21 protein-coding genes are annotated in these 23,591 nt (G+C 73.2%); 15 read left to right on the forward strand and 6 right to left on the reverse strand.

Annotation, left to right across the window (positions count from 1 at the left end; all coding sequences use genetic code 11):
• Positions 1-30 precede the first annotated feature (30 nt).
• Positions 31-957: a HipA family kinase gene (locus tag AMK33_RS03235; RefSeq protein WP_073931127.1), complete on the forward strand. Its 927-nt coding sequence runs from the start codon at positions 31-33 to the stop codon at positions 955-957.
• A 3-nt stretch (positions 958-960) separates the two neighbouring features.
• Here the strand turns inward: AMK33_RS03235 and aceB are convergent, their stop codons facing one another.
• Positions 961-2,586 (reverse strand): malate synthase A, encoded by a 1,626-nt coding sequence (gene aceB / locus AMK33_RS03240; RefSeq protein ID WP_073931128.1) that lies wholly within the window; start codon positions 2,584-2,586, stop codon positions 961-963.
• Positions 2,587-2,793: 207 nt separating this feature from the next.
• Complete coding sequence (locus tag AMK33_RS03245; RefSeq protein ID WP_073931129.1) at positions 2,794-3,411, reverse strand: nucleotidyltransferase family protein; 618 nt, start codon at positions 3,409-3,411, stop codon at positions 2,794-2,796.
• Positions 3,412-3,644: 233 nt separating this feature from the next.
• Between AMK33_RS03245 and AMK33_RS03250 the strand changes: the two genes are divergently transcribed.
• Complete coding sequence (locus AMK33_RS03250) at positions 3,645-3,917, forward strand: DUF5955 family protein (protein ID WP_235617977.1); 273 nt, start codon at positions 3,645-3,647, stop codon at positions 3,915-3,917.
• 22 nt (positions 3,918-3,939) lie between these two features.
• On the opposite strand, the gene AMK33_RS03255 is transcribed toward AMK33_RS03250, so the two are convergent.
• Positions 3,940-4,746 carry an IclR family transcriptional regulator gene (locus tag AMK33_RS03255; RefSeq protein WP_073931131.1) on the reverse strand — a complete coding sequence of 269 codons (807 nt, stop codon included), beginning with the start codon at positions 4,744-4,746 and terminating at the stop codon, positions 3,940-3,942.
• A 243-nt stretch (positions 4,747-4,989) separates the two neighbouring features.
• Here AMK33_RS03255 and allB point away from each other — a divergent pair, with 243 nt between their 5' ends.
• Positions 4,990-6,330: an allantoinase AllB gene (gene allB / locus AMK33_RS03260; RefSeq protein ID WP_073931132.1), complete on the forward strand. Its 1,341-nt coding sequence runs from the start codon at positions 4,990-4,992 to the stop codon at positions 6,328-6,330.
• 32 nt (positions 6,331-6,362) lie between these two features.
• Entirely contained in the window at positions 6,363-7,442 is a 1,080-nt protein-coding gene (gene alc / locus AMK33_RS03265) for an allantoicase (RefSeq protein WP_073931133.1), read from the forward strand.
• 259 nt (positions 7,443-7,701) lie between these two features.
• On the opposite strand, the gene AMK33_RS03270 is transcribed toward alc, so the two are convergent.
• Positions 7,702-8,454: an SDR family oxidoreductase gene (locus tag AMK33_RS03270; protein ID WP_073931134.1), complete on the reverse strand. Its 753-nt coding sequence runs from the start codon at positions 8,452-8,454 to the stop codon at positions 7,702-7,704.
• Between the two features lie 143 nt (positions 8,455-8,597).
• Between AMK33_RS03270 and AMK33_RS03275 the strand changes: the two genes are divergently transcribed.
• Positions 8,598-9,224, forward strand: a complete 627-nt coding sequence (locus tag AMK33_RS03275; RefSeq protein WP_073931135.1) for a dihydrofolate reductase family protein — start codon at positions 8,598-8,600, stop codon at positions 9,222-9,224.
• Positions 9,225-9,265: 41 nt separating this feature from the next.
• On the opposite strand, the gene AMK33_RS03280 is transcribed toward AMK33_RS03275, so the two are convergent.
• The gene (locus tag AMK33_RS03280) at positions 9,266-9,466 is read right to left on the reverse strand and encodes a hypothetical protein (RefSeq protein WP_073931136.1); all 201 of its coding nucleotides are present in this window, start codon (positions 9,464-9,466) and stop codon (positions 9,266-9,268) included.
• A gap of 170 nt (positions 9,467-9,636) precedes the next feature.
• On the opposite strand from AMK33_RS03280, the gene AMK33_RS03285 reads away from it, so the two are divergent.
• Positions 9,637-10,896: a sensor histidine kinase gene (locus AMK33_RS03285; RefSeq protein WP_073931137.1), complete on the forward strand. Its 1,260-nt coding sequence runs from the start codon at positions 9,637-9,639 to the stop codon at positions 10,894-10,896.
• 58 nt (positions 10,897-10,954) lie between these two features.
• Positions 10,955-11,629 carry a response regulator transcription factor gene (locus AMK33_RS03290; RefSeq protein WP_073931138.1) on the forward strand — a complete coding sequence of 225 codons (675 nt, stop codon included), beginning with the start codon at positions 10,955-10,957 and terminating at the stop codon, positions 11,627-11,629.
• A 2-nt stretch (positions 11,630-11,631) separates the two neighbouring features.
• Here AMK33_RS03290 and AMK33_RS03295 read toward each other — a convergent pair whose 3' ends face one another.
• Positions 11,632-12,654 carry a Gfo/Idh/MocA family protein gene (locus tag AMK33_RS03295; RefSeq protein ID WP_073931139.1) on the reverse strand — a complete coding sequence of 341 codons (1,023 nt, stop codon included), beginning with the start codon at positions 12,652-12,654 and terminating at the stop codon, positions 11,632-11,634.
• Positions 12,655-12,770: 116 nt separating this feature from the next.
• On the opposite strand from AMK33_RS03295, the gene AMK33_RS03300 reads away from it, so the two are divergent.
• The 8 genes from AMK33_RS03300 (at position 12,771) to AMK33_RS03335 (ending at position 23,557) form a co-directional block, all read left to right on the forward strand.
• Complete coding sequence (locus AMK33_RS03300; RefSeq protein ID WP_073931140.1) at positions 12,771-13,520, forward strand: GntR family transcriptional regulator; 750 nt, start codon at positions 12,771-12,773, stop codon at positions 13,518-13,520.
• Positions 13,521-13,691: 171 nt separating this feature from the next.
• Positions 13,692-14,696 carry a sugar ABC transporter substrate-binding protein gene (locus AMK33_RS03305; protein ID WP_073931141.1) on the forward strand — a complete coding sequence of 335 codons (1,005 nt, stop codon included), beginning with the start codon at positions 13,692-13,694 and terminating at the stop codon, positions 14,694-14,696.
• Positions 14,693-15,748 carry an ABC transporter permease gene (locus AMK33_RS03310; protein WP_073931142.1) on the forward strand — a complete coding sequence of 352 codons (1,056 nt, stop codon included), beginning with the start codon at positions 14,693-14,695 and terminating at the stop codon, positions 15,746-15,748. The genes AMK33_RS03305 and AMK33_RS03310 overlap by 4 nt, the downstream gene beginning before the upstream one ends.
• Complete coding sequence (locus AMK33_RS03315; protein ID WP_073931143.1) at positions 15,745-16,539, forward strand: ATP-binding cassette domain-containing protein; 795 nt, start codon at positions 15,745-15,747, stop codon at positions 16,537-16,539. The genes AMK33_RS03310 and AMK33_RS03315 overlap by 4 nt, the downstream gene beginning before the upstream one ends.
• 175 nt (positions 16,540-16,714) lie before the next feature.
• Positions 16,715-17,863, forward strand: coding sequence for an ROK family glucokinase (locus tag AMK33_RS03320; RefSeq protein WP_073931144.1), 1,149 nt, complete (start codon positions 16,715-16,717; stop codon positions 17,861-17,863).
• Positions 17,860-18,438, forward strand: a complete 579-nt coding sequence (locus AMK33_RS03325) for a sugar kinase (RefSeq protein WP_073931145.1) — start codon at positions 17,860-17,862, stop codon at positions 18,436-18,438. Before AMK33_RS03320 ends, AMK33_RS03325 begins: the two co-directional genes overlap by 4 nt.
• A 95-nt stretch (positions 18,439-18,533) precedes the next feature.
• Complete coding sequence (locus tag AMK33_RS03330) at positions 18,534-21,449, forward strand: DEAD/DEAH box helicase (protein ID WP_073931146.1); 2,916 nt, start codon at positions 18,534-18,536, stop codon at positions 21,447-21,449.
• Positions 21,446-23,557, forward strand: a complete 2,112-nt coding sequence (locus AMK33_RS03335; RefSeq protein WP_073931147.1) for an SWIM zinc finger family protein — start codon at positions 21,446-21,448, stop codon at positions 23,555-23,557. Before AMK33_RS03330 ends, AMK33_RS03335 begins: the two co-directional genes overlap by 4 nt.
• Positions 23,558-23,591: the final 34 nt, after the last annotated feature.

Genomic DNA, 23,591 nt, shown 5'->3' on the forward strand with positions numbered 1-23,591 from the left:
CTGCGGGAGCCCTGCCGTACGCTGGCCGGTGTGCTGCGCGATGTGAAGGCTGTTCGCTATGTGACCCCGCTGAGGTCGGGCGGGTCCGTCCCCGGCGTCTTCGAGGCCGACGACCTCGGGACGTACGTCGTCAAGTTCACCGGGTCCGCGCAGGGGCGCAAGGCGCTGGTCGCCGAGGTGATCGTGGGGGAGCTGGCGCGGGCCCTCGGACTGCGGTTTCCCGAGCTGGTGCTGGCGCACTTCGATCCGGCGGTTGCGGACAGCGAGCCGCACCAGGAGGTGCGGGAGCTGCACGCCGCCAGCGCCGGGGTGAATCTCGGCATGGACTACCTGTCGGGCGCGCGGGACTTCACCCCCGAGGTCGCCGAGGTCTTCCCCGTCGATCCGCTGGAGGCCGGGCGGATCGTCTGGCTCGACGCCCTCACCGTGAACGTGGACCGCACCGTCCACAGTTCCAACCTGGTGGTGTGGCCGACGCTCGGGGTCGCGCCCCCGCGGCTGTGGCTCATCGACCACGGGGCCGCGCTCGTCTTCCACCACCGCTGGGAGGGCTCCGACCCGGCCAAGGCGTACGACTTCCGCCACCACGCCCTCGGCCACTACGGCCCCGACGTACCGGCGGCGGACGCCGAACTCGCGCCGAAGGTGACCGAGGAGCTGCTGCGGTCCATCACCGCCGAGGTCCCCGACGCCTGGCTGGCCGACGACCCCCACTTCGCCACGCCCGACGAGGTCCGCGAGGCGTACGTGACGTACCTCCACGCGCGCGTGCGGTCCTCCCGCGCCTGGCTGCCCACCGACTTCCCCGGCCCGGACGAGCTCGCCGAGGAGAACGCCCGGCGGGCGGCGAAGACCCGGCGGGGCCGACCGGACTGGCTGAAGCGGGTTCCCGACCTGCACGGCAAACCGGCGGCGGCCCAGGACTGGTCGGTGCACCTGGGCCGCTCGGACACGTAGGGCTCAGCCCTTGAGCTGCTCGTACGCCGGCAGGGTGAGGAAGTCGGCGTAGTCCTCGTCGAGGGAGACCTTCAGCAGCAGGTCGTGTGCCTGCTGCCAGTTGCCGGCCGTGAAGGCCTCCTCGCCGATCTCGGCGCGGATGCTCGCCAGTTCCTCGGCGGCGACCTTGCGGGCCAGCTCCGCGGTGACCTGCTCGCCGTTGTCGAGGACGACCTCCGCGTTGATCCACTGCCAGATCTGGGAGCGGGAGATCTCGGCGGTGGCGGCGTCCTCCATCAGGTTGAAGATGGCGACCGCGCCGAGCCCGCGCAGCCAGGCCTCGATGTAACGGATGCCCACCTGAACGGCGTTGACCAGACCCGCGTACGTCGGCTTGGCGTCCAGGGAGTCGATGGCGATGAGGTCGGCCGCCTTCACGTCCACGTCCTCACGCAGGCGGTCCTTCTGGTTGGGCCTGTCGCCGAGCACCCGGTCGAAGGACTCCATCGCGATGGGGACCAGGTCGGGGTGGGCGACCCAGGAGCCGTCGAAACCGTCGTTCGCCTCACGGTCCTTGTCGGCGCGCACCTTCTCGAAGGCCACCTTGTTGACCTCCGCGTCCCGGCGGGACGGGATGAACGCCGCCATGCCGCCGATCGCGTGCGCGCCCCGCTTGTGGCAGGTGCGGACGAGGAGCTCGGTGTACGCGCGCATGAACGGGGCGGTCATCGTCACCGCGTTGCGGTCCGGGAGGACGAACTTCGCCCCGCCGTCACGGAAGTTCTTGACGATGGAGAAGAGGTAGTCCCAGCGGCCGGCGTTCAGCCCGGAGGCGTGGTCGCGCAGTTCGTAGAGGATCTCCTCCATCTCGTACGCGGCCGTGATCGTCTCGATCAGGACGGTGGCGCGGACCGTGCCCTGCTCCACGCCCGTGTACTCCTGCGCGAAGACGAACACCTCGTTCCACAGCCGGGCCTCCAGGTGGGACTCCGTCTTGGGGAGGTAGAAGTACGGGCCCTTGCCGAGCTCGATCAGCCGCTTGGCGTTGTGGAAGAAGTACAGGCCGAAGTCGACCAGCGCGCCGGGCACCGGGGTGCCGTCCGGGTCGGTGAGGTGACGCTCGTCCAGGTGCCACCCGCGCGGGCGCATGACGACCGTCGCCAGCTCCGCGTCCGGGCGCAGGGCGTACGACTTGCCGGAGGCCGGGTCGGTGAAGTCGATGTTCCGGGTGTAGGCGTCGATCAGGCTGAGCTGGCCGAGGACCACGTTCTCCCAGGTGGGCGCGGAGGCGTCCTCGAAGTCCGCGAGCCAGACCTTCGCGCCCGAGTTGAGGGCGTTGATGGTCATCTTGCGGTCGGTGGGTCCGGTGATCTCGACCCGGCGGTCGTTCAGGGCCTCGGGGGCCGGGGCCACCCGCCAGGAGTCGTCCGCGCGGATCGCGGCCGTCTCCGGCAGGAAGTCGAGCGTGGACGTACGGGCGATCGCGTCGCGGCGCTCCGCGCGGCGGGCGAGCAGCTCGTCACGCCGGGGCGTGAACCGCCGGTGCAGCTCGGCCACGAAGGCGAGCGCCGCCTCGGTGAGGACCTCCTCCTGCCGGGGCAGGGGCTCGGCGTCGACGATGGCCAGCGGGGACGGCGCTGGTGCGGACATCAGCTGTCACTTCCTTCGGCGTGCATGGCACCGGGTGCCGGTCGACCCGGGTACGGCTGGGGACGCCCGTACGGAGGCCGGGCGCTTCTGAGCAGTGGATAGTAGTTTCCTCATGGTGGAAGTTCAATGTTTTGTTGATGTCGAGATTCTCCGGGTCGAGGGAAGGTGGCGCTCGGTGCCACCCCGCTCACCCACAGCCATCCCGGTTCATTCAAGGTGCGCCAGATCCGCCTCGGTGTCGATGTCGTACGCCTCGGCCACATCACCGCACTCGACGAGCGCGAGCCGTTCCGCGTGCTCCTTCAGATAGGCGCGTGCCCCTTGGTCGCCGGTCGCAGTCGCGGCGATCCCGGCCCAGTGCGCGGCGCCGAACAGCACCGGGTGGCCGCGCACGCCGTCATAGGCGGCCGAGACGAGCGACTCGGGGGAGTCGTAGGCGCCGAGCACCCGCGCGACCGCCTCCGGACCGATCCCGGGCTGGTCGACCAGCGAGACCAGCGCGGCCCGCGCGCCCGTCCCGGCCAGGGAGTCGAGGCCGGCCCGCAGGGAGGTGCCCATGCCCCGCTCCCACGCGGGGTTGTCGACGAGGGCGCAGTCCGGCAGGAGGGCGCGGGCGCGCACCTCGTCCGCCCGCGCGCCGAGCACCACGTGCACCCGTGCGCAGCCGCCCGCGCGGAGAACCCCCGCCGCGTGCTCCACCAGCGGCCGGCCCCGGTGCGTGAGCAGCGCCTTGGGCCGCCCGCCGAGCCGCCGCCCGCCGCCCGCGGCGAGCAGCAGTCCCACGACCTCCGTGGTGGTGTCCCCGCCCCTGTGATGTGTCGTCATACGTCCTGCATACCGCACCCGTCGTAGGGGAGCGGGACGGATGCCCGGGGCCACCTTGTCACGCTGCGGAGCAACTCGATGACGCAGCGGACTGGCGCGAGGGGGCCGGGGTGGCGTTTACTGGCGCGACCGGTCTGCGGGGTGCCGCGGCCGGTCGGGGAGGCGCACAACGACGTGCCAGGGGGAGGACTGTGTTGCGCAGCGTGGAGCAGAGGCGTGTGCCCGGCAGTCAGATGGACCCACGAGTGACGGAGCTGCGCTCCGCCGTGTCCCGGTTACGCCGTCAACTCGCCGCCCATCCCGGGGACTTCCGGGACCGGAGCATCGCGGAGGAGGAACTCGCCGCGCTGGCCGGGATGGCCGCCGCGGGCGACCCCGAGATCCCCCGGCTGCGCCGCTCCCTGCTGCTGATCGCGGGCGCGATCGGCTCGGTGAGCGCGCTGGGGCAGGGCGTGCGGGAACTGCGCGAGGCGGTGGACCTGTTCGGCCCGTCGCCACGCGGCTGAACGCACGCCCGTGCCGGTGTGATCAGGCGGTCGGGGCGGTGCCCGGCGTGGCGAGCGCCTCGGAGAGTTCCGCAGCGACCTGCTGGAGCACCGGCACGATCTTCTCCGTCGCCGACTCCGTGACCCGCCCCGCCGGGCCCGAGATGGAGATCGCCGCCGCCGTGGGGGAGTCCGGCACCGGCACGGCGAGGCAGCGGACGCCGATCTCCTGCTCGTTGTCGTCCATCGCGTAGCCCAGGCGGCGCACGTCCTCCAGGGCCGCGAGGAAGCCGTCCGGCGTGGTGATGGTCTTGTCCGTCGCGGCGGGCATGCCGGTACGGCCGAGCAGGGCCCGCACCTCCTCCGGCGGGAAACCGGCCAGCAGGGCCTTGCCCACACCGGTGGAGTGCGGCAGGACGCGCCGGCCGACCTCGGTGAACATCCGCATGGAGTGCTTCGACGGCACCTGCGCCACGTACACGATCTCGTCCCCGTCGAGCAGCGCCATGTTCGCCGTCTCGCCGGTCTCCTCCACCAGACGGGCCAGGTACGGCCGCGCCCAGGTGCCGAGGAGCCGGGCGGCGGACTCGCCGAGCCGGATCAGCCGCGGGCCCAGCGCGTAACGGCGGTTGGGCTGCTGGCGTACGTAGCCGCAGGCGACCAGCGTGCGCATCAGGCGGTGGATGGTCGGCAGGGGCAGCCCGCTGCTCGCGGACAGCTCGCTCAGGCCGACCTCGCCGCCCGCGTCCGCCATCCGTTCGAGCAGATCGAAGGCGCGCTCGAGGGACTGCACGCCACCACTGGCGGCGGACCGGGCGGAGTCGTTGGTGCTGGCGCTGGACGTCGGCACGGCGCGTTCCTTTCGAGGCCTGGCAGGAAGGGCAGAAGCCTACCCGGCAGCCGGTCGATCGCCCGCTTGTGCGTAGCCACGTTCTGCCTGACGAAAGTCTAATTTCACTTTGTGGAATCGTCCAGAGTTGGCCGCCGGCCGGGGTCGTACGGGAGGCAGGCCCTTGACGGGCCGGAAGCGCGGGTGAAGACTCCTTCAACAGAACGTTGAATTCCATCCCGGCGGAAGGTCAGGAGGATCCGGGTGTCCGACGCCGAACAGGTGCTGCGCTCCACGCGCGTCATCACTCCCGAGGGAACGCGCGCCGCGTCCGTCACGGTCGCCGACGGCACGATCACGGCCGTCCTGCCGTACGACGCACCCGTCCCGGAAGGCGCCCGCCTGGAGGACCTCGGCGACGACGTCCTGCTGCCCGGCCTGGTCGACACCCACGTGCACGTCAACGACCCCGGCCGCACCGAGTGGGAGGGCTTCTGGACCGCCACCCGCGCGGCGGCGGCCGGCGGCATCACCACGCTGATCGACATGCCGCTCAACTCCCTCCCGCCCACCACCACCGTCGACCACCTGCGCACCAAACAGCGGGTCGCCGCCGACAAGGCCCACATCGACGTCGGCTTCTGGGGCGGCGCCCTGCCGGACAACGTCAAGGACCTGCGCCCGCTGCACGAGGCCGGCGTCTTCGGCTTCAAGGCGTTCCTGTCACCGTCGGGCGTCGACGAGTTCCCGCACCTCGACCAGGAGCGACTGGCCCGGTCCCTGGCGGAGATCGCCGCCTTCGACGGCCTGCTGATCGTGCACGCCGAGGACCCGCACCACCTGGCCGCCGCCCCGCAGCACGGCGGCCCGAAGTACGCCGACTTCCTCGCCTCCCGCCCGCGCGACGCCGAGGACACCGCCATCGCGCACCTCGTCGATCAGGCGAAACGTTTCGGCGCACGTGTGCACGTACTCCACCTCTCCTCCGGCGACGCGCTCCCCGTGATCGCCGCGGCCAAGGCGGACGGCGTACGCGTCACCGTCGAGACCTGCCCCCACTACCTCACCCTCACCGCGGAGGAGGTCCCGGACGGCGCCAGCGAGTTCAAGTGCTGCCCGCCCATCCGCGAGGCCGCCAACCAGGACCTGCTCTGGCAGGCCCTGGCGGACGGCACCATCGACTGCGTCGTCACCGACCACTCCCCGTCCACCGCCGACCTCAAGACGGACGACTTCTCGACCGCCTGGGGCGGCATCTCCGGCCTCCAGCTCAGCCTGCCGGCCGTCTGGACCGAGGCCCGCAGACGCGGCCACGGCCTGGAGGACGTGGTGCGCTGGATGTCGACGCGCACGGCGGCGCTCGTCGGACTCGACGCGCGCAAGGGCGCCATCGCGCCCGGTCACGACGCCGACTTCGCGGTCCTCGCCCCCGACGAGACCTTCACCGTCGACCCGGCGGCGCTCCAGCACCGCAACCGGGTGACGGCGTACGCGGGCAGGACCCTGTACGGCGTCGTGAAGTCCACCTGGCTACGCGGCAGGCGCGTCGTCGCCGACGGCGCGTTCACCGAACCGAAGGGCCGACTGCTCACCCGTTCCCACTGACACCGACTCCCGAAAGGCAGGACCAGATCACCGTGACGGCGATCGAGAGCTTCACCGGCGACGCGCACCCCTACAGCGGCGGCGACCCGTACGCGGACTACCGCACCGCCGACTTCCCCTTCACCCACCACGTCGACCTCGCCGACCGCCGGCTCGGCGCCGGTGTCATCGCCGCCAACGACGAGTTCTTCGCCCAGCGCGAGAACCTCCTGCTGCCCGGGCGCGCCGAGTTCGACCCCGAGCACTTCGGGCACAAGGGCAAGATCATGGACGGCTGGGAGACCCGGCGCCGGCGCGGCACCTCCGCCGAACACCCCTGGCCGACGGACGAGGACCACGACTGGGCGCTGATCCGGCTCGGCGCCCCCGGAGTCGTCCGCGGGATCGTCGTGGACACCGCCCACTTCCGCGGCAACCACCCGCAGGCCGTCTCCGTCGAGGGCACGTCGGTGGCGGGCTCCCCGTCCCCGGAGGAACTGCTCTCGGACGACGTGAAGTGGACGACGCTGGTCCCGCGCACCCCGGTCGGCGGCCATGCGGCCAACGGCTTCGCCGTCACGGACGAACAGCGCTTCACCCACCTCCGCCTCAAGCAGCACCCCGACGGGGGCATCGCCCGGCTGCGCGTGTACGGCGAGGTCGTGCCCGATCCGGCCTGGCTGGCGGCGCTCGGCACCTTCGACGTCGTCGCGCTGGAGAACGGCGGCCGGGTCGAGGACGCCTCGGACCGCTTCTACTCACCGGCCGCCAACACCATCCGGCCCGGCCGCTCGCAGAAGATGGACGACGGCTGGGAGACCCGCCGCCGCCGCGACCGGGGCCACGACTGGATCCGCTACCGCCTGGTCGGCCGGTCGCAGATCCGCGCCCTGGAGATCGACACCGCGTACCTGAAGGGCAACAGCGCCGGCTGGGCGTCGGTCTCGGTGAAGGACGGCGACGACGGCGACTGGCGGGAGATCCTCCCCCGCACCCGCCTCCAGCCCGACACCAACCACCGCTTCGTCCTCCCCACCCCGGCGACCGCCACCCACGCCCGCGTGGACATCCACCCCGACGGAGGCATCTCCCGCCTCCACCTCTTCGGCTCCCTGACCGAACAGAACAGCTAGCCCTACCCGGCTGCGGCGGTCATGCCGAGACCGCCGCAGCCGCGGGCAGTCGTGCCGCCGTAACTGCGCCCACCCGTGCCGCTGGGGCGGCACGGGTGGGCGCAGCGGCACCCGGCAGCCGCCGGCAGGGCAACCCCTTACGCACAGCACTTGGCAGCCGTCGGCAGGGCAACCCCTTACGCACAGCACCCCACAACCGCCGGCAGAGCAACCCCCGGGTGTGGCGACTGTCGCCCCAGCCGCCACGCCCAGGCAGACATCACGCCGCATGCCCCCCGTCCACCGAGAACTCCGCCCCGGTGACATACGCCGCCCCCGCCAGATGAGCAATCGTCTCCGCGACCTCCTCCACCCTCCCGAACCGCCCCACCGCGGTCATCGCCACCTGCCCGTCCGCATAAGGACCACCCGCCGGATTCATATCCGTGTCGATCGGCCCCGGATGAACGATGTTCGCCGTGATCCCCCGCTCACCCAGCTCCCGAGCCAGCGCCTTCGTCAGCCCCACCAACGCCGACTTGCTCATCGCGTACAGCGTCCCGCCCGGCCCGGGCACCCGCTGCGTCATACACGTACCGACGGTGATGATCCGCCCCCCGCGCGGCATGAAGGCGACCGCCGCGCGGGAGGCGAGGAAGACCCCGCGCACGTTCACCGCGAGCACCCGGTCGACATCCGCGAGGGGCAGCGTCTCCACCGGCCCGAGCACGCCGACCCCCGCGTTGTTCACCAGCACGTCCAGCCGCCCCAGCTCCCGCGCGGCGGCGCTCACCGCCCCGGCCGCCTCCTCCGGGTCACCGGCGTCCGCCCGCAGGGCCACCGCGCGGCGCCCCAGCGCCTCCACGGCCCGTACGACCTCCTCGGCCGCCTCCTTGCCGTTCACGTACGTCACCGCGACGTCCGCGCCCTCCCGCGCCAGCCGCAGCGCCGTCGCCGCGCCGATCCCACGGCTGCCGCCGGTCACCAACGCCACCCTGCCGAGCAGGTTCTTCACAGAAGTGTCTGTCGTCATGCACCCATCCCAGCGCCCCCGCCGCCCGGCCGCTGGCGGCGAACGGACGTCGACCTGACGCACCACCGATGAGTTGCGGGCCCCGCCGGGGTCTGAGCTGATGACGGCACGCCCCCCCTCGCACCGGAAGGCAGGAACCCGTCATGGGCAAGCTCGTAGTCACCACCTTCGTCACCCTCGACGGCGTCTACCAGGCCCCCGGCGGTCCCCAGGAGGACACCAGGGACGGCTTCGACCAGGGAGGCTGGAGCGTCCCCTACGGCGACGAGGACTTCGGCCGGTTCGTCAACGGGGTCTTCTCCCGCGTGGGCGCCTTCCTCCTCGGCCGTCGTACGTACGACATCTTCGCCTCGTACTGGCCGAAGATGACCGACCCCGCCGACCCGGTCGCCGGCAAACTGAACGCGCTGCCGAAGTACGTCGCCTCCGCCGGCCTCACCGACCCCGAATGGGCCGGCACCACCGTGATCCGCGGCGACCTCGCCAAGGAGGTCACCGCCCTCAAGGAGCGCACCGACGGCGAGCTCCAGCTGCACGGCAGCGGTGCCCTCGCCCGGTCCCTGTTCGCGCTCGACCTCGTGGACACCCTGCACCTGCTGACCTTCCCGGTCGTCCTCGGCGCCGGGCGCCGCCTGTTCCCGGAGGGCTCGATGCCGAGCGCCTTCCGGCACACCGGCGGAGAGATCACCGCCGCGGGCGTGTCCATCCAGACCTACGACTTCTCCGGCCGCCCCGAGTACGGCTCGTACGAGCTCCCGGAGAACGCCTGACACCGGCCGCACCGGTGGACGCCGCCGCCCGGACGGCGATGTCAGCCGGGCTTCCGGCTCTCCGCGGCGGCGATCAGGGCGCCGCTCAGCACCAGCAGGGCGATGCTCGCGAAGAGTTCGTAACCGTCGAGGAACGAGAACCGGTGGACGAGCCCCCAGTCCCAGCCGGCGAGCTCGCTCACCAGACCCGCCACCCCCTGCACCAAGGCGAGGAAACCCAGAACCTCCAGCAATTGCTTCATAACACCGACTCTCGCCCCGCGGACCTCCCACCCGCATCGGCCGCGGGGCGAGCCCGTCCCGACGGAAGGGGGCGCTCCGCGCCGCCCGGAGCGCCGAAAGTCTGCGGTGCCGCGACTTCGGTAGCCGATCCCGCCGGCGAGGCTGTGCCGGGACCGCCCCCTGCGTAGATTTGTCGACCGTGACTGGTGACAAGGCGGCGCGGACCGCCCCGGTGTTCACGGGGCGCCGATGGTTCTTCCCGTCCGCCCTCATCCACGAACTCGACCCCGACGCGGCCCGCTCCGGGCGACGGCCCCGGCGCACCGCCCGCGACTGGATCGTCGACTTCGCCTGCTTCCTGCTGGCCGTGCTCGTGGGCCTGGCGGGCGCCGAGACGCTCCGCGACAACCACGACATCCCGCACGCGCTGGCCGTCGCCGACCAGGTGCTCGGCGCGCTGTCGTGCGCCGCGGTCTGGCTGCGCCGGCGGTGGCCGCTCGCGCTGGCCGCCGTGATGATCCCGGTCAGCTTCGTCTCGGAGACCTCCGGCGGCGTGGCGATCATCTCCCTGTTCACGCTCGCCGTGCACCGGCCCTTCCGGTACGTGGCCTGGGTGGGCGGTGTGCAAGCGCTGCTGGTGCCGTTCTACTTCTGGTGGCGCCCCGACCCCGACCTGCCGTATCTCGCCGTGCTCGTCCTCTTCGTCGTGCTGACGGCCGCGACCGTCGGCTGGGGCATGTTCGTACGGTCCAAACGGCAGCTCATGCTGAGCCTGCGGGACCGCGCGCGGCGGGCCGAGACCGAGGCGCGGCTGCGGGCCGAGCAGGCGCAGCGGCTCGCGAGGGAGGCCATCGCGCGGGAGATGCACGACGTGCTCGCGCACCGGCTGACGCTGCTGAGCGTGCACGCGGGCGCCCTGGAGTTCCGACCCGACGCCCCGCGCGAGGAGGTCGCGCGGGCGGCCGGGGTCATCCGGGAGAGCGCGCACGAGGCGCTGCAGGACCTGCGGGAGATCATCGGCGTGCTGCGGGCCGGCGACTCCGACGACGCGGGCCGGCCGCAGCCGACGCTCGCGGCGCTCGACACCCTGGCCGCCGAGTCCCGGCAGGCCGGCATGAAGATCACCCTGGACCAGCGGGTCACCGACCCGGCCGCCGTCCCCGCCTCCGTGGGCCGCACCGCCTACCGCATCGCCCAGGAGGGCCTGACCAACGCCCGCAAGCACGCCCCCGGCACGGAGGTCACGGTGTCGGTCACCGGCGGCCCGGGGGAGGGCCTCACCGTGACCGTGCGCAACCCCGCGCCGGAGGGGGAGGTACCGCACGTGCCCGGTGCCGGGCAGGGCCTGATCGGCCTCACCGAACGGGCGACCCTGGCGGGCGGCACCCTGGAGCACGGGCCCGCCCCCGACGGCGGGTTCGAGGTACGGGCCCGGCTGCCGTGGGGGTGAACCGGGAGCGGCCGGTGCGTGTGTCCCCGCCCCGCCCGGCCGTGATTACCTACGGGCCATGACCGCTATCAGAGTGCTCCTCGTCGACGACGACCCGCTGGTGCGGGCCGGGCTGTCCTTCATGATGGGCGGGGCCGACGACATCGAGATCGTCGGTGAGGCCGCCGACGGCGGCGAGGTCGAGGCGCTCGTCGACCGCACCCGGCCGCACGTCGTCCTCATGGACATCCGGATGCCGACGGTGGACGGTCTCACCGCCACCGAGTCGCTGCGCCGCCGCGAGGACGCCCCGCAGGTCGTGGTGCTCACCACCTTCCACGCCGACGAGCAGGTGCTGCGCGCGCTCCGCGCGGGCGCCGCCGGGTTCGTCCTCAAGGACACCCCGCCCGCCGAGATCGTCGCCGCGGTGCGCCGGGTCGCGGCCGGCGACCCGGTGCTGTCGCCGACCGTCACCCGGCAGTTGATGGCACACGCGGTCGGCACCGCCGCCGACACACGGCGCGCACGCGCGCGTGCGCGCGTCGCCGGTCTCAACGACCGCGAACGCGAGGTGGCAGTCGCGGTCGGCCGGGGCCTGGCCAACGCCGACATCGCCACCGAGCTGTACATGAGCGTGGCCACCGTCAAGACCCACGTCTCCCGGATCCTGGCCAAGCTGGGCCTCAACAACCGCGTGCAGATCGCCCTGCTCGCCCACGACGCAGGCCTCCTGGAGGAGCCCGGGGACCGCTGAGCTCAGGTGTACGCCGCCGTCGCCCCGCTCACCAGCTCCGTCGGCCGGACCGGTCTGCGCTCCCGCCGGGACAGCTCGCACGCCTCCGCGATCAGCAGCGCCTGGAGGGCTTCCCGCCCGTCGCACGGGTTGGCCCGCTCGCCCCGCACCACCTCGACGAACGCGATCAGCTCGGCCTCGTACGCGGGCCCGAACCGCTCCAGGAACCCGGTCCACGGCTTGTCCGCGGCCGGCGGCCCGGTCGGCTCGGTGGACGCGATCGGCGTACGGTCGTCCAGGCCGACGGCGATCTGGTCCCGCTCCCCGGCGAGCTCCATGCGTACGTCGTAGCCGGCGCCGTTCAGCCGGGTCGCGGTGACCGTGGCGAGCGTGCCGTCGTCGAGGGTGAGGAGCGCCGCGCCGGTGTCCACGTCGCCCGCCTCGCGGAACATCGCGGGCCCGGCGTCGGACCCGGCCGCGTAGACCTCCGTGACCTCCCGGCCGGTCACCCAGCGCAGCATGTCGAAGTCGTGGATCAGGGTGTCCCGGTACAGCCCGCCGGACTGCGGCAGATACCCGGCCGGCGGCGGCTCCGCGTCGCCGGCCATCGCCCGTACGGTGTGCAGCCGCCCGAGCCTGCCCGAGCGCACCGCCTCCCGCGCGCCCGTGTACCCGGTGTCGAAGCGGCGCTGGAACCCCATCTGCAGGACGGTCCCGGCCGTCTCGACCTCCGTGATCGCCTGTAAGGTGCCCGCCAGGTCCAGGGCGATGGGCTTCTCACAGAACACCGGCAGCCCCGCGCGGGCCGCCCGGCCGATCAGATCGGCGTGGGCGGACGTGGCCGCCGTGATGACCACGGCGTCCACTCCCCAGGTGTAGATCTCGTCCACCCCGGGTGCCGCCGTCTCGCCGAGCCGGTGGGCGAGGGCCTGCGCCCGCGCCGGATCGACGTCCGTGAGGATCAGGGAGCCGACGTCGCGGTGCCTGCTGAGTGTGTGGGCGTGAATGGTGCCGAGACGGCCCGTACCGATGACCCCGATGCGCATGGAAACAAAGTGGGGCCCGCGCCGCCCCCTGTCAATGCGTATGTCCGGACAACCGAACTACACAACTTCCCGTCAACAGCGCACGGGGCTACGCTCGGCCCGTGCCGAAACCAGAAGTGGACCTGACCGTACAGCTGGAGCTGAGCGTGGACCGCGGCTCCCCCGTGCCGTTGTACTTCCAGCTGTCCCAGCAGCTGGAGTCCGCCATCGAGCACGGCGTGCTGACCCCCGGCACCCTGCTGGGCAACGAGATCGAACTCGCCGCGCGGCTCGGCCTGTCCCGGCCGACCGTCCGCCAGGCCATCCAGGCCCTCGTCGACAAGGGCCTGCTGGTGCGCCGCCGCGGGGTCGGCACCCAGGTGGTGCACAGCCAGGTCAAACGTCCGCTGGAGCTCAGCAGCCTCTACGACGACCTGGAGGCGGCCGGCCAGCGCCCCGCCACCAAGGTGCTGATCAACACCGTCGTGGCGGCGTCCGCCGAGGTCGCGGCCGCGCTCGGGGCGGCCGAGGGCAGCGAGGTGCACCGGATCGAACGACTGCGGCTCACCCACGGGGAGCCGATGGCGTACCTGTGCAACTACCTGCCGCCCGGCCTGCTCGACCTGGACACCGACCGGCTGGAGGCCACCGGTCTGTACCGGCTGATGCGGGCCGCCGGGATCACCCTGCACAGCGCCCGCCAGACCATCGGCGCCCGCGCCGCCACAGCCGACGAGGCCGAGCGCCTCGGCGAGCAGACCGGCGCCCCGCTGCTCACCATGCAGCGCGTGACCTTCGACGACACCGGCCGCGCGGTGGAGTTCGGCACCCACACCTACCGGCCCTCCCGCTACTCGTTCGAGTTCCAACTGCTTGTACGGTCCTGACAATCCGACGCGACGCGCGCACTGTGCCGTCTTAATGTCAGGACAATGTGACCGGTTTTCGGTCCCCGCGCGGGGACGCCCGATGCCCGTGTTCGAGAATGGGGCGTTTGGGGCCGGTGCGGTCATCAGCCCCTTGCACACGCAAGAGCACAGCAAGAAGGGCAAGTCCTCGTGTCACGGTTTTCGACCTGGGTGGGCATCGCGCTGGCGGGGGCGTTGAGTCTCTCGCTCGCCGGATGCAGCAGTACCGGCGGCAAACGGGCGGAGGACGCCCGCGCGGCCGCGGCGGCCCAGGGGCGGGCGGCGGTGGACACCCCCCGCTGGACCTTCGCGATGGTCACCCACGCGGGAGACGGCGACACCTTCTGGGACATCGTCCGCAGCGGCGCCGAGCAGGCCGCGGTGAAGGACAACATCCACTTCCTCTACTCGCACGACGACGAGGCCCAGCAGCAGGCGCAGCTCGTGGACGCGGCCGTCGACAAGAAGGTGGACGGCATCATCGTCACCCTCGCCAAGCCGGACGCGATGAAGGCGTCCCTCGCCCGCGCCCGCGAGGCCGGCATCCCGGTCGTCACCGTGAACAGCGGCTCGGCCGAGTCCAAGGAGTTCGGCGCGCTCACCCACATCGGCCAGGACGAGACGATCGCCGGCGAGGCGGTCGGCGAGGAGCTGAACGAGCGGGGCCGCAAGAAGGTCCTCTGCGTCCTGCACGAGCAGGGCAACGTCGGCCACGAGCAGCGCTGCGACGGTGTGGAGAAGACCTTCGACGGCACGCTGGTCCGCCTCCACGTCAACGGCACGAGCATGCCCGACGTGCAGTCGGCGATCGAGGCCCGGCTCCAGTCCGACGCCGCCGTGGACGCCGTCGTCACCCTCGGCGCCCCCTACGCCGACACCGCCGTGAAGGCCCGCGAGGGCGCGGGCAGCGACGCCGAGATCGACACCTTCGACCTCAACGCCAAGGTCGCCGCCGGCCTGAAGGACGGCAGCCTCGGCTTCGCCGTCGACCAGCAGCCCTACCTCCAGGGCTACGAGGCGGTCGACCTGCTGTGGCTGTACCGGTACAACGCCGACGTCCTCGGCGGCGGCCGGCCCGTGCTCACCGGACCGCAGGTCGTCACCAAGGACGACGCCGCCGCGCTCGAGGACTACACGCAGCGGGGCACCCGATGAGCGCGACGACTCCCGGCGTATCTCCCGGTGCATCTGATGAAAGGTTTCTGCGCAGCTCTTCGCCGCTCCAGCGGATGCTGACCAGACCCGAGCTCGGCTCCCTCGTCGGCGCGATCGCCGTCTTCTGCTGCTTCGCCCTCGCCGCCGACGGCTTCCTGCGCGCCTCCAGCCTCGGCACCGTGCTCTACGCGTCCTCCACCATCGGCATCATGGCCGTCCCGGTGGCGCTGCTGATGATCGGCGGCGAGTTCGACCTGTCGGCCGGTGTCCTGGTCACGTCGTCGGCACTGGTGTCGTCGATGTTCAGCTACCAGATGACCGCCAACGTCTGGGTCGGCGTCGGCGTGTCCCTGCTGGTCACGCTCGCCGTCGGCGCCTTCAACGGGATCATGCTGGCCCGCACGAAGCTGCCGAGCTTCATCGTCACGCTCGGCACCTTCCTGATGCTGACCGGCCTGAACCTCGGCCTCACCAAGCTGGTCAGTGGCACCGTCTCCACCAAGACCATCGCCGACATGGAGGGCTTCACCACCGCGCGGGCCCTGTTCGCGTCGACCCTCACCGTCGGCGGCACGCACATCAAGGTCACCGTCCTGTGGTGGCTCGCCCTGGTCGCCCTCGGCAGCTGGATCCTGCTGCGCACCCGCGCCGGCAACTGGATCTTCGCGGTCGGCGGCAACGAGAACGCCGCCCGCGCGGTGGGCGTCCCCGTGACCCGGACCAAGACCGCCCTCTACACGGGCGTCGCCTTCGGAGCCTGGATCTGCGGCCAGCACCTGCTCTTCTCCTACGACGTCGTCCAGTCCGGCGAGGGCGTCGGCAACGAGCTGATCTACATCATCGCGGCCGTCATCGGCGGCTGTCTGATCACCGGCGGCCACGGCAGCGCCGTCGGCTCGGCGGTCGGCGCGCTGCTCTTCGGCATGACCAGCAAGGGCATCGTCTTCGCCGAGTGGAACCCCGACTGGTTCAAGTTCTTCCTCGGAGCGATGCTGCTCCTCGCCACCCTGCTCAACACCTGGGTACGCCGCCGCGCGGAGGCCTCGAAATGACACGGACCGACTCCCGTACGGCCCTCGTGGAGCTGTCCGGCGTCAGCAAGCACTACGGCAACGTCCGTGCCCTCGAAGGCGTCTCGCTGGAGGTGCACGCGGGCGAGATCACCTGTGTGCTGGGCGACAACGGCGCCGGCAAGTCCACCCTGATCAAGATCATCGCGGGACTGCACCGCCACGACGGCGGCACCCTCGCCCTCGACGGCGAGGAGACCCGCCTGGCCTCCCCGCGCGAGGCCCTGGACCGGGGCATCGCCACCGTCCACCAGGACCTCGCCGTCGTCCCGCTGATGCCGGTCTGGCGGAACTTCTTCCTCGGCTCCGAGCCGCGCAAGGGCATCGGTCCCTTCAAGCGCATGGACGTCGACCACATGCGCCGCACCACCCGCGCGGAACTCCTCCGCATGGGCATCGACCTCCGCGACGTGGACCAGCCCATCGGCACCCTCTCCGGCGGCGAACGCCAGTGCGTGGCCATCGCCCGCGCGGTGCACTTCGGAGCGAAGGTCCTCGTCCTGGACGAACCGACGGCGGCCCTGGGCGTGAAGCAGTCGGGCGTGGTCCTGAAGTACGTGTCGGCAGCACGCGACGAGGGCCTGGGCGTCGTCTTCATCACCCACAACCCACACCACGCCTACCTGGTGGGCGACAGATTCGTCCTGCTGAAACGCGGCACGATGGCGGGAAGCCACACACGTGACTCCATCACGCTGGACGAGCTGACAAGGCAAATGGCCGGCGGCACAGAGCTGGACGACCTACGCCATGAGCTGCAACGCCCCTCTTAGGAGCGCGGGTCTGTGTTGATTTGCGGCTCCGCCGCGTGGGCGCGACCAGCCACAACCCAGGGGCGCGGGGAACTGCGCGATCAACCCCGACGCACCCGCACCCGGCCATGATCCGCACCACCCCCCACCCGCCCCGCACCACAATCACCGCACCGGTGCGGCACAATCGCACACGATGAGCACCTACCGCGACTTCACCGCCCCCATCGGCTCCCGCCGCGCCCCGGTCCTGAGAACCGTCGGCACACGTGAGCGCCGCTCCCACCTGACGGCGCCCCGTGTCCCGACGGTCGGCATCGACATCGGCGGCACCAAAGTGATGGCGGGCGTCGTCGACGCCGACGGCAACATCCTGGAGCGGCTGCGCACGGAGACCCCGGACAAGTCCAAGAGTCCCAGGGTCGTCGAGGACACCATCGTCGAACTGGTGCTGGACCTGTCCGACCGGCACGACGTGCACGCGGTCGGCATCGGCGCGGCCGGCTGGGTCGACGCCGACCGCAACCGCGTGCTGTTCGCCCCCCATCTGTCCTGGCGCAACGAACCGCTGCGCGACCGCCTCGCCGACCGTCTCGCCGTCCCCGTCCTGGTGGACAACGACGCCAACTCCGCCGCCTGGGCCGAGTGGCGCTTCGGCGCCGGCCGCGGCGAGGACCACCTCGTCATGATCACGCTCGGCACCGGCATCGGCGGCGCGATCCTGGAGGACGGGCAGGTCAAGCGCGGCAAGTACGGGGTGGCCGGCGAGTTCGGCCACATGCAGGTCGTCCCCGGCGGCCACCGCTGCCCCTGCGGCAACCGCGGCTGCTGGGAGCAGTACAGCTCCGGCAACGCGCTGGTCCGCGAGGCCCGCGAGCTGGCCGCCGCCGACTCACCGGTCGCCTACGGGATCATCGAGCACGTCAAGGGCAACATCGCCGACATCAGCGGCCCGATGATCACCGAGCTGGCCCGCGAGGGCGACGCCATGTGCATCGAGCTGCTCCAGGACATCGGGCAGTGGCTCGGCGTCGGCATCGCCAACCTCGCCGCCGCCCTCGACCCCTCCTGCTTCGTCATCGGCGGTGGCGTCTCCGCCGCCGACGACCTGCTGATCGGCCCCGCGCGGGACGCCTTCAAGCGGCACCTCACCGGTCGCGGCTACCGTCCCGAGGCCCACATCGTCCGCGCCCAGCTCGGCCCCGAGGCCGGCATGGTCGGCGCCGCCGACCTCGCCCGGCTGGTCGCCCGCCGCTTCCGCCGCGCCAAGCGCCGCCGGGTCGAGCGCTACGAACGCTACGAGCGGTACGCGGAGGCCCGCCGTACCACCCAGGAGTCGCTGTGAGCGACGAGTTCCCCCAGCAGCCGGCTCTCCCGGGCGCGCCCCGCCCGGCCGAGGACCGGCGGCACATGATCCGCCGCAGGGCACTCACCCTGCTGATCATCGTGCTGCTCATCGGCGTCCCGGCCGGGTATCTGGTGATCTCCGCGAACCAGAGCCGGGCCAGCGGCAAGGACAAGGAGGCGAAGTACTCCGCGACCGGCCTCACCGAGGGCTGGCCGTCGAAGGTCCAGCGCCGCCTCTACCAGGTGCCCATCCCGCACCCCGCGTGGTGGGTGGCCTCCTACGAGACCAACAACTGGAAGACCAGCCGCCTCTACGTCGAGTTCGAGACCACCGACGCGGGCCTGAGCGCCTTCCTCACCAGCATGGGTGTGCGGGAGAGCGGCCTGAAGCAGGACGACATCACCATCAGCGAGCGCGACCGGGACATCACCGGCTGGACGTTCGACGGACCCGGCACCTGGTCCGGCCTCGTCCACGAGCAGAAGGACCCGGCGCCCACCCACGACGTCGTCGTCAACCACGACAAGCCGGGCTACCCGAGGGTGTACGTCGTCTCCCGCACCGTGCCCTGACCCCGCCCCCACCGGCCGCCGGGGCCGATTGTCAGACCCCGCCCGTAGAGTCGGGGACGACTGGTCCGACAGGCGGGCGGGAGGTGGCAGGACGTATGAGCGAGCGGACCGTGACGGCCGGGCGGGACACCGCCGGGACCGGCGGCGAGGGCGGGACGGACGTCCCCGTCCGGCTCGCGGCCGTCTTCCTCCCGGCGCCCCTCCCGCGCGAGGGACGCGTCGCCTTCTACGACCCCGAGGGCGGCCCCGACGGCGAAGGCCTGCCCGGACCACCCGACGCCTCCGCGCCCGCGTCACGCACCGACCTCACCGTCGTCCGCCCGCACGGCACGGGGGTGCGGCGGCGGACGGCCCCGGCGCTCTCCCTCCCCGTCGACGAGGCCCTGCCGCTGCTGGTCCGCGCCCGGCACGACCCCGCGGCCCACCCCGCCACCGCCTGCTGGGGCGCCGCCGCCCTGCACGCCCTGCGGCTCACCGCCCGCGGCCGGCTGCTGCCCGGCCTGACCGCCACCGGCCACGACGCCTGGCGCGCCGGCCCGCTCGACCCCGACGACGTGGCGCACCTGCGCGCGGTGGCCGCCGCCCTGCCCCACGAGGGCCACGCCGTCCCACTGCCCGGCCCCGGCCCCCTCCGGCTGCCCCGGCCGGAGGCACTGGTGCGCGCCTTCCTGGACGCGGTCGCCGACACCCTGCCCCGCACCCCGGCCGCGCCGTACGCCTCGGGGCTGCCGTTCGCCGCGCGGAAGGCGCAGCGGCTGCCCGACGCCCACGACTGGGCCGCCGAGGTCGCCGCCGGCATGGACGCCGGCGTACGGATCTCGCTCCGCCTCGACCTGTCCGCCTACGACCTCTTCGACGCCGGCGAGGGCGTCGGCGGGGGAGCCGGCGGGGACGGAAGCGGCGCGCGTGGCGCGGGCGCGGCGATCGTCCAGGTGCACAGCCTCGCCGACCCGACCCTGGTGGCCGACGCGGCGGCCCTGTGGGCGGGCGCGGCGGACAGCGCCTTCGGCCCCCGCGCGCGGGTGGACGCCGCCCTCGCGGTGCGCCGCGCGGCCCGGGTCTGGCCGCCGCTGGACCGGCTCTCCGACCAGGACGTGCCCGATGTGCTGGCCCTCTCCGAGGAAGAGCTGAACGACCTGCTGGGCATGGCGGCCACCCGGCTCGCCGCCGCCGGCGTCGCCGTGCACTGGCCCCGGGACCTCGCCCAGGACCTGACCGTCACGGCGGTGGTCCGCCCCGCCCCCGGCTCGGCGAAGGACGGCACCGGCTTCTTCGAGAGCGAGGACCTGCTGCGGTTCGGCTGGCAGCTCGCCCTCGGCGGCGACCCGCTCACCGAGGCCGAGATGGACGCCCTGGCCGAGGCCCACCGTCCCGTCGTACGGCTGCGCGACCAGTGGGTGCTGGTCGACCCCGCCCTCGTCCGCAAGGCCCGCAAACGGGACCTGGGGCTGCTCGACCCGGTCGACGCGCTGGCCGTCGCCCTCACCGGCCACGCGGAGGTCGACGGGGAAACGGTCGAGGCGGTCCCGGCCGGCGCCCTCGCCGCCCTCCGCGACCGCCTGACCGCCGGGGTACGGCCCGCCGAGCCGCCGCCCGGCCTCGACGCCACCCTGCGCGACTACCAGCTGCGGGGCCTGGCCTGGCTGGACCTCATGACCTCCCTCGGCCTCGGCGGCTGCCTCGCCGACGACATGGGCCTGGGCAAGACCATCACCCTCATCGCGCTGCATCTGAAGCGGGCCCGCACCGAGCCGACCCTGGTGGTCTGCCCGGCCTCGCTGCTCGGCAACTGGCAGCGGGAGATCACCCGGTTCGCGCCCGGCGTCCCCGTGCGCCGCTTCCACGGCCCCGACCGCACCCTGGACGGCCTCGACGGCGGCTTCGTCCTCACCACCTACGGCACCATGCGCTCCGCCGCACCGGAGCTGGCCGGGCAGACGTGGGGCATGGTCGTCGCCGACGAGGCACAGCACGTCAAGAACCCCCACTCCGCGACCGCGAAGGCACTGCGCACGATCCCGGCCCCCGCGCGGGTGGCGCTCACCGGCACCCCCGTGGAGAACAACCTCTCCGAGCTGTGGGCCCTCCTCGACTGGACGACCCCCGGACTCCTCGGCCCGCTGAAGTCCTTCCGCGCCCGGCACGCGCGCGCGGTGGAGACCGGCGAGGACGAGGAGGCCGTCGAGCGCCTCGCCCGCCTGGTCCGCCCCTTCCTGCTGCGGCGCAAGAAGTCCGACCCCGGCATCGTCCCCGAACTGCCGCCCAAGACCGAGACGGACCACCCCGTACCGCTCACCCGCGAACAGGCCGCACTGTACGAGGCGGTGGTGCGGGAGTCGATGCACGCCATCGAGACCGCGCAGGGCATGGGCCGGCGCGGACTGGTGCTGAAGCTGCTGACCTCGCTCAAGCAGATCTGCGACCACCCGGCGCTCTATCTGAAGGAGGAGCACACGCGCGCCGGAGGCGACCGGCTCGTGGCCCGCTCCGGCAAACTGGCCCTGCTTGACGAGCTGCTGGACACCCTGCTCGCCGAGGACGGCTCCGCCCTGGTCTTCACGCAGTACGTCGGGATGGCCCGCCTGATCACCGCGCACCTCGCCGAGCGCGCGGTCCCGGTCGAACTCCTCCACGGCGGTACGCCGGTGGCGGAGCGGGAGTACATGGTGGACCGCTTCCAGAGCGGCGCGACCCCGGTCCTGGTGCTCTCCCTCAAGGCCGCAGGCACCGGCCTCAACCTCACCCGCGCGGGCCACGTCGTCCACTTCGACCGCTGGTGGAACCCCGCGGTGGAGGAGCAGGCCACCGACCGCGCGTACCGCATCGGCCAGACCCAGCCCGTCCAGGTCCACCGCCTGGTCACCGAGGGCACGGTCGAGGACCGTATCGCCGAGATGCTGGAGTCCAAGCGCGCCCTCGCCGACGCGATCCTCGGCTCCGGCGAGGCGGCCCTCACGGAGCTGTCCGACCGTGACCTGTCCGACCTGGTGTCCCTGCGGAGGCCGGCATGACTCCCCGCCCCTCCGACGAGGCCCGCGAGGCCCTGCGCGTGGCCCGCGCACGGGCGACCCGCGAGCCGACGGCCACACCGGAACACCGGCCCGCTCCCGACCAGCCGGCCGCCCCGGCCCCGGCCGCCGGACAGCCCGACCGCCCCCATTGGCCCGCTCGGCCCGAAACCCGGGAGCACCGCCCCGGCGACGTGGCCCGCGAGGCACTGCGGCAGGCGGTGCGGGCCCGGCGCGGTACGGCGGGGCCCGCCGACGCGGCGGACCCGGACCGTGAGGACACCGGCGCACCGTCGGCGCACCCTCCCGCGGAGGACAGGACACGCCGTGAAGAGCGGCCCCACGGCGACGGGCCGCCCACCGCCGAGACATCGTCCGGGGACCCGGCGGCCGTAGCCGGCGGTGGCACCGGACACCGCGCGGTCCCGCGCCCCGGGGACATCGCGCGGGAGGCGCTGCGCTCCGCGCGCGGGGAAGCGCCTCGGGCGCGTCCGGCACCGGACGGCCGTACGGCGGGCGCCGAGCCCCGTGAACGGCGTGCCCCGTCACCCCGCGTCCCGCGCACGACCCGCGGCGACCGCGCCGCCGACGCCCGGGCCCGCGAGGTACGGGAGTCGCTCACGGACGCCTTCCGCATGCCCGGACCGGATGCGGAGACCGACGACACCCCCGGCCCGAGCGGCACCCTGACGCCACCCGGCAATTCGCGCTCCCGCAGCGGTGTTTCGGCTCCCTTCGACATGCCGGCGTCATCCGGCAATTCGCGCTCCCGCAGCGGCGTTTCGGCTCCCCTCGACATGCCGGGGAACACCGCACCGCCCGCACCCGCCGCCCCCCGCTCCATGGCAGCCCCCTCCCGCGACGGTGACCTGCGCCGTACCTTCCCGGCGTTCCCGCCCCGGGCCTCGGACAGTGAGGGCTTCGCCGAGACCTGGTGGGGTGACGCATGGGTCACGGCGCTGGAGGAAGGCGCGCTGGACGCCGCCCGACTCGCCCGCGGACGCGGATACGCGGAGCGGGGCCATGTGGACGCCATCACCGTCACGCCGGGACTGGTCCTCGCGTACGTGCAGGGCAGCCGCCCGCGGCCGTACCGCGTGCAGCTGCGGCTGCGGACGTTCACGGACGCCGACTGGGAGCGGTTCCTGGACGCCGCCGCCGACCGCCCCGGCCACATCGCGGCGCTGTTGGACAAGGAGATGCCCCAGTCCCTCGCCGACTGCGGAGCAGCGCTGCTGCCCGGCCCCGGCGACCTCGCCCCGCAGTGCAGCTGCCCCGACTCCGGCCACCCCTGCAAGCACGCCGCGGCCCTCTGCTACCAGACGGCCCGGCTGCTCGACGCCGACCCGTTCGTGCTGCTCCTGCTGCGCGGACGCGGTGAGCGCCAGGTGATCGACGCGCTGTCCCGGCTCAGCGCCACCCGCGCGGCCCGCGCCGCCCAGGGGAAGGAACCGGAACCGCTGCCCGGCATCCGGGCAGCCGATGTCCTCGCCCGAAGCGACCGCGAACTCCCCCCGCTCCCGGCCCCGTCGCCCCCGCCGCCGCATCCCGGGCAGCCGCCCGTGTATCCCGCGGCCCCGGGCGGTCCCGACCCGTTCGCGCTGGACCAGCTGGCCACCGACGCCGCCGCCCGCGCGCACGCCCTGCTCACGGCCGGCCGCGACCCGGTCGGCCGGCTCACCCTCTGGCAGGACGCGGTGCGGCTCGCCGCCGCCCGCCCCGGCTCCGGCCTGACCGCGGCGACGCGCGCGCTGTACTCCTCCCTCGCCAGAGCCGCCGGCCGCACCCCCGCCGAGCTGGCGCGCGCGGTCGCCGCCTGGCGCCAGGGCGGCCCGGCGGGCCTCGCCGTCCTCGAGGAGCCCTGGGACCCGCCGGCCGGCCGCTTCGACCGTGCCCGCCCGCTCCTCCTCGCCGCCGACCTCCCCTCCTTCCGCCCCTGGCGCAACCGCCTCACCCACCCACGGGGCCACGTCCAGCTCCGCCTCGGCCGCGACCACCTGTGGTACGCCTACGAGTCCGAGCCGGACCACGACGACTGGTGGCCCCGCGGCACCCCCGACCCGGACCCCGTGGGTGCCCTGACCGGTCTGGACACACCGGCCGACCTGTGACGGACACGAGCGAGGCGACGGGTCCGGCGGTCTT

This window comes from Streptomyces sp. CB02400 (genome assembly GCF_001905725.1).
Taxonomy (GTDB): Bacteria; Actinomycetota; Actinomycetes; order Streptomycetales; family Streptomycetaceae; genus Streptomyces; species Streptomyces atrovirens.

What these genes read in the sequence shown, in the direction of transcription:
- AMK33_RS03330 (WP_073931146.1), top strand. Translation starts at nt 18,534, where the DNA reads ATGAGCGAGCGGACCGTGACGGCCGGGCGGGACACCGCCGGGACCGGC.
- AMK33_RS03245 (WP_073931129.1), bottom strand. Translation starts at nt 3,411, where the DNA reads ATGACGACACATCACAGGGGCGGGGACACCACCACGGAGGTCGTGGGA.
- AMK33_RS03280 (WP_073931136.1), bottom strand. Translation starts at nt 9,466, where the DNA reads ATGAAGCAATTGCTGGAGGTTCTGGGTTTCCTCGCCTTGGTGCAGGGG.
- AMK33_RS03290 (WP_073931138.1), top strand. Translation starts at nt 10,955, where the DNA reads ATGACCGCTATCAGAGTGCTCCTCGTCGACGACGACCCGCTGGTGCGG.
- aceB (WP_073931128.1), bottom strand. Translation starts at nt 2,586, where the DNA reads ATGTCCGCACCAGCGCCGTCCCCGCTGGCCATCGTCGACGCCGAGCCC.
- AMK33_RS03310 (WP_073931142.1), top strand. Translation starts at nt 14,693, where the DNA reads ATGAGCGCGACGACTCCCGGCGTATCTCCCGGTGCATCTGATGAAAGG.
- AMK33_RS03335 (WP_073931147.1), top strand. Translation starts at nt 21,446, where the DNA reads ATGACTCCCCGCCCCTCCGACGAGGCCCGCGAGGCCCTGCGCGTGGCC.
- AMK33_RS03275 (WP_073931135.1), top strand. Translation starts at nt 8,598, where the DNA reads ATGGGCAAGCTCGTAGTCACCACCTTCGTCACCCTCGACGGCGTCTAC.
- AMK33_RS03270 (WP_073931134.1), bottom strand. Translation starts at nt 8,454, where the DNA reads ATGACGACAGACACTTCTGTGAAGAACCTGCTCGGCAGGGTGGCGTTG.
- AMK33_RS03250 (WP_235617977.1), top strand. Translation starts at nt 3,645, where the DNA reads ATGGACCCACGAGTGACGGAGCTGCGCTCCGCCGTGTCCCGGTTACGC.
- AMK33_RS03320 (WP_073931144.1), top strand. Translation starts at nt 16,715, where the DNA reads ATGAGCACCTACCGCGACTTCACCGCCCCCATCGGCTCCCGCCGCGCC.
- AMK33_RS03315 (WP_073931143.1), top strand. Translation starts at nt 15,745, where the DNA reads ATGACACGGACCGACTCCCGTACGGCCCTCGTGGAGCTGTCCGGCGTC.
- AMK33_RS03295 (WP_073931139.1), bottom strand. Translation starts at nt 12,654, where the DNA reads ATGCGCATCGGGGTCATCGGTACGGGCCGTCTCGGCACCATTCACGCC.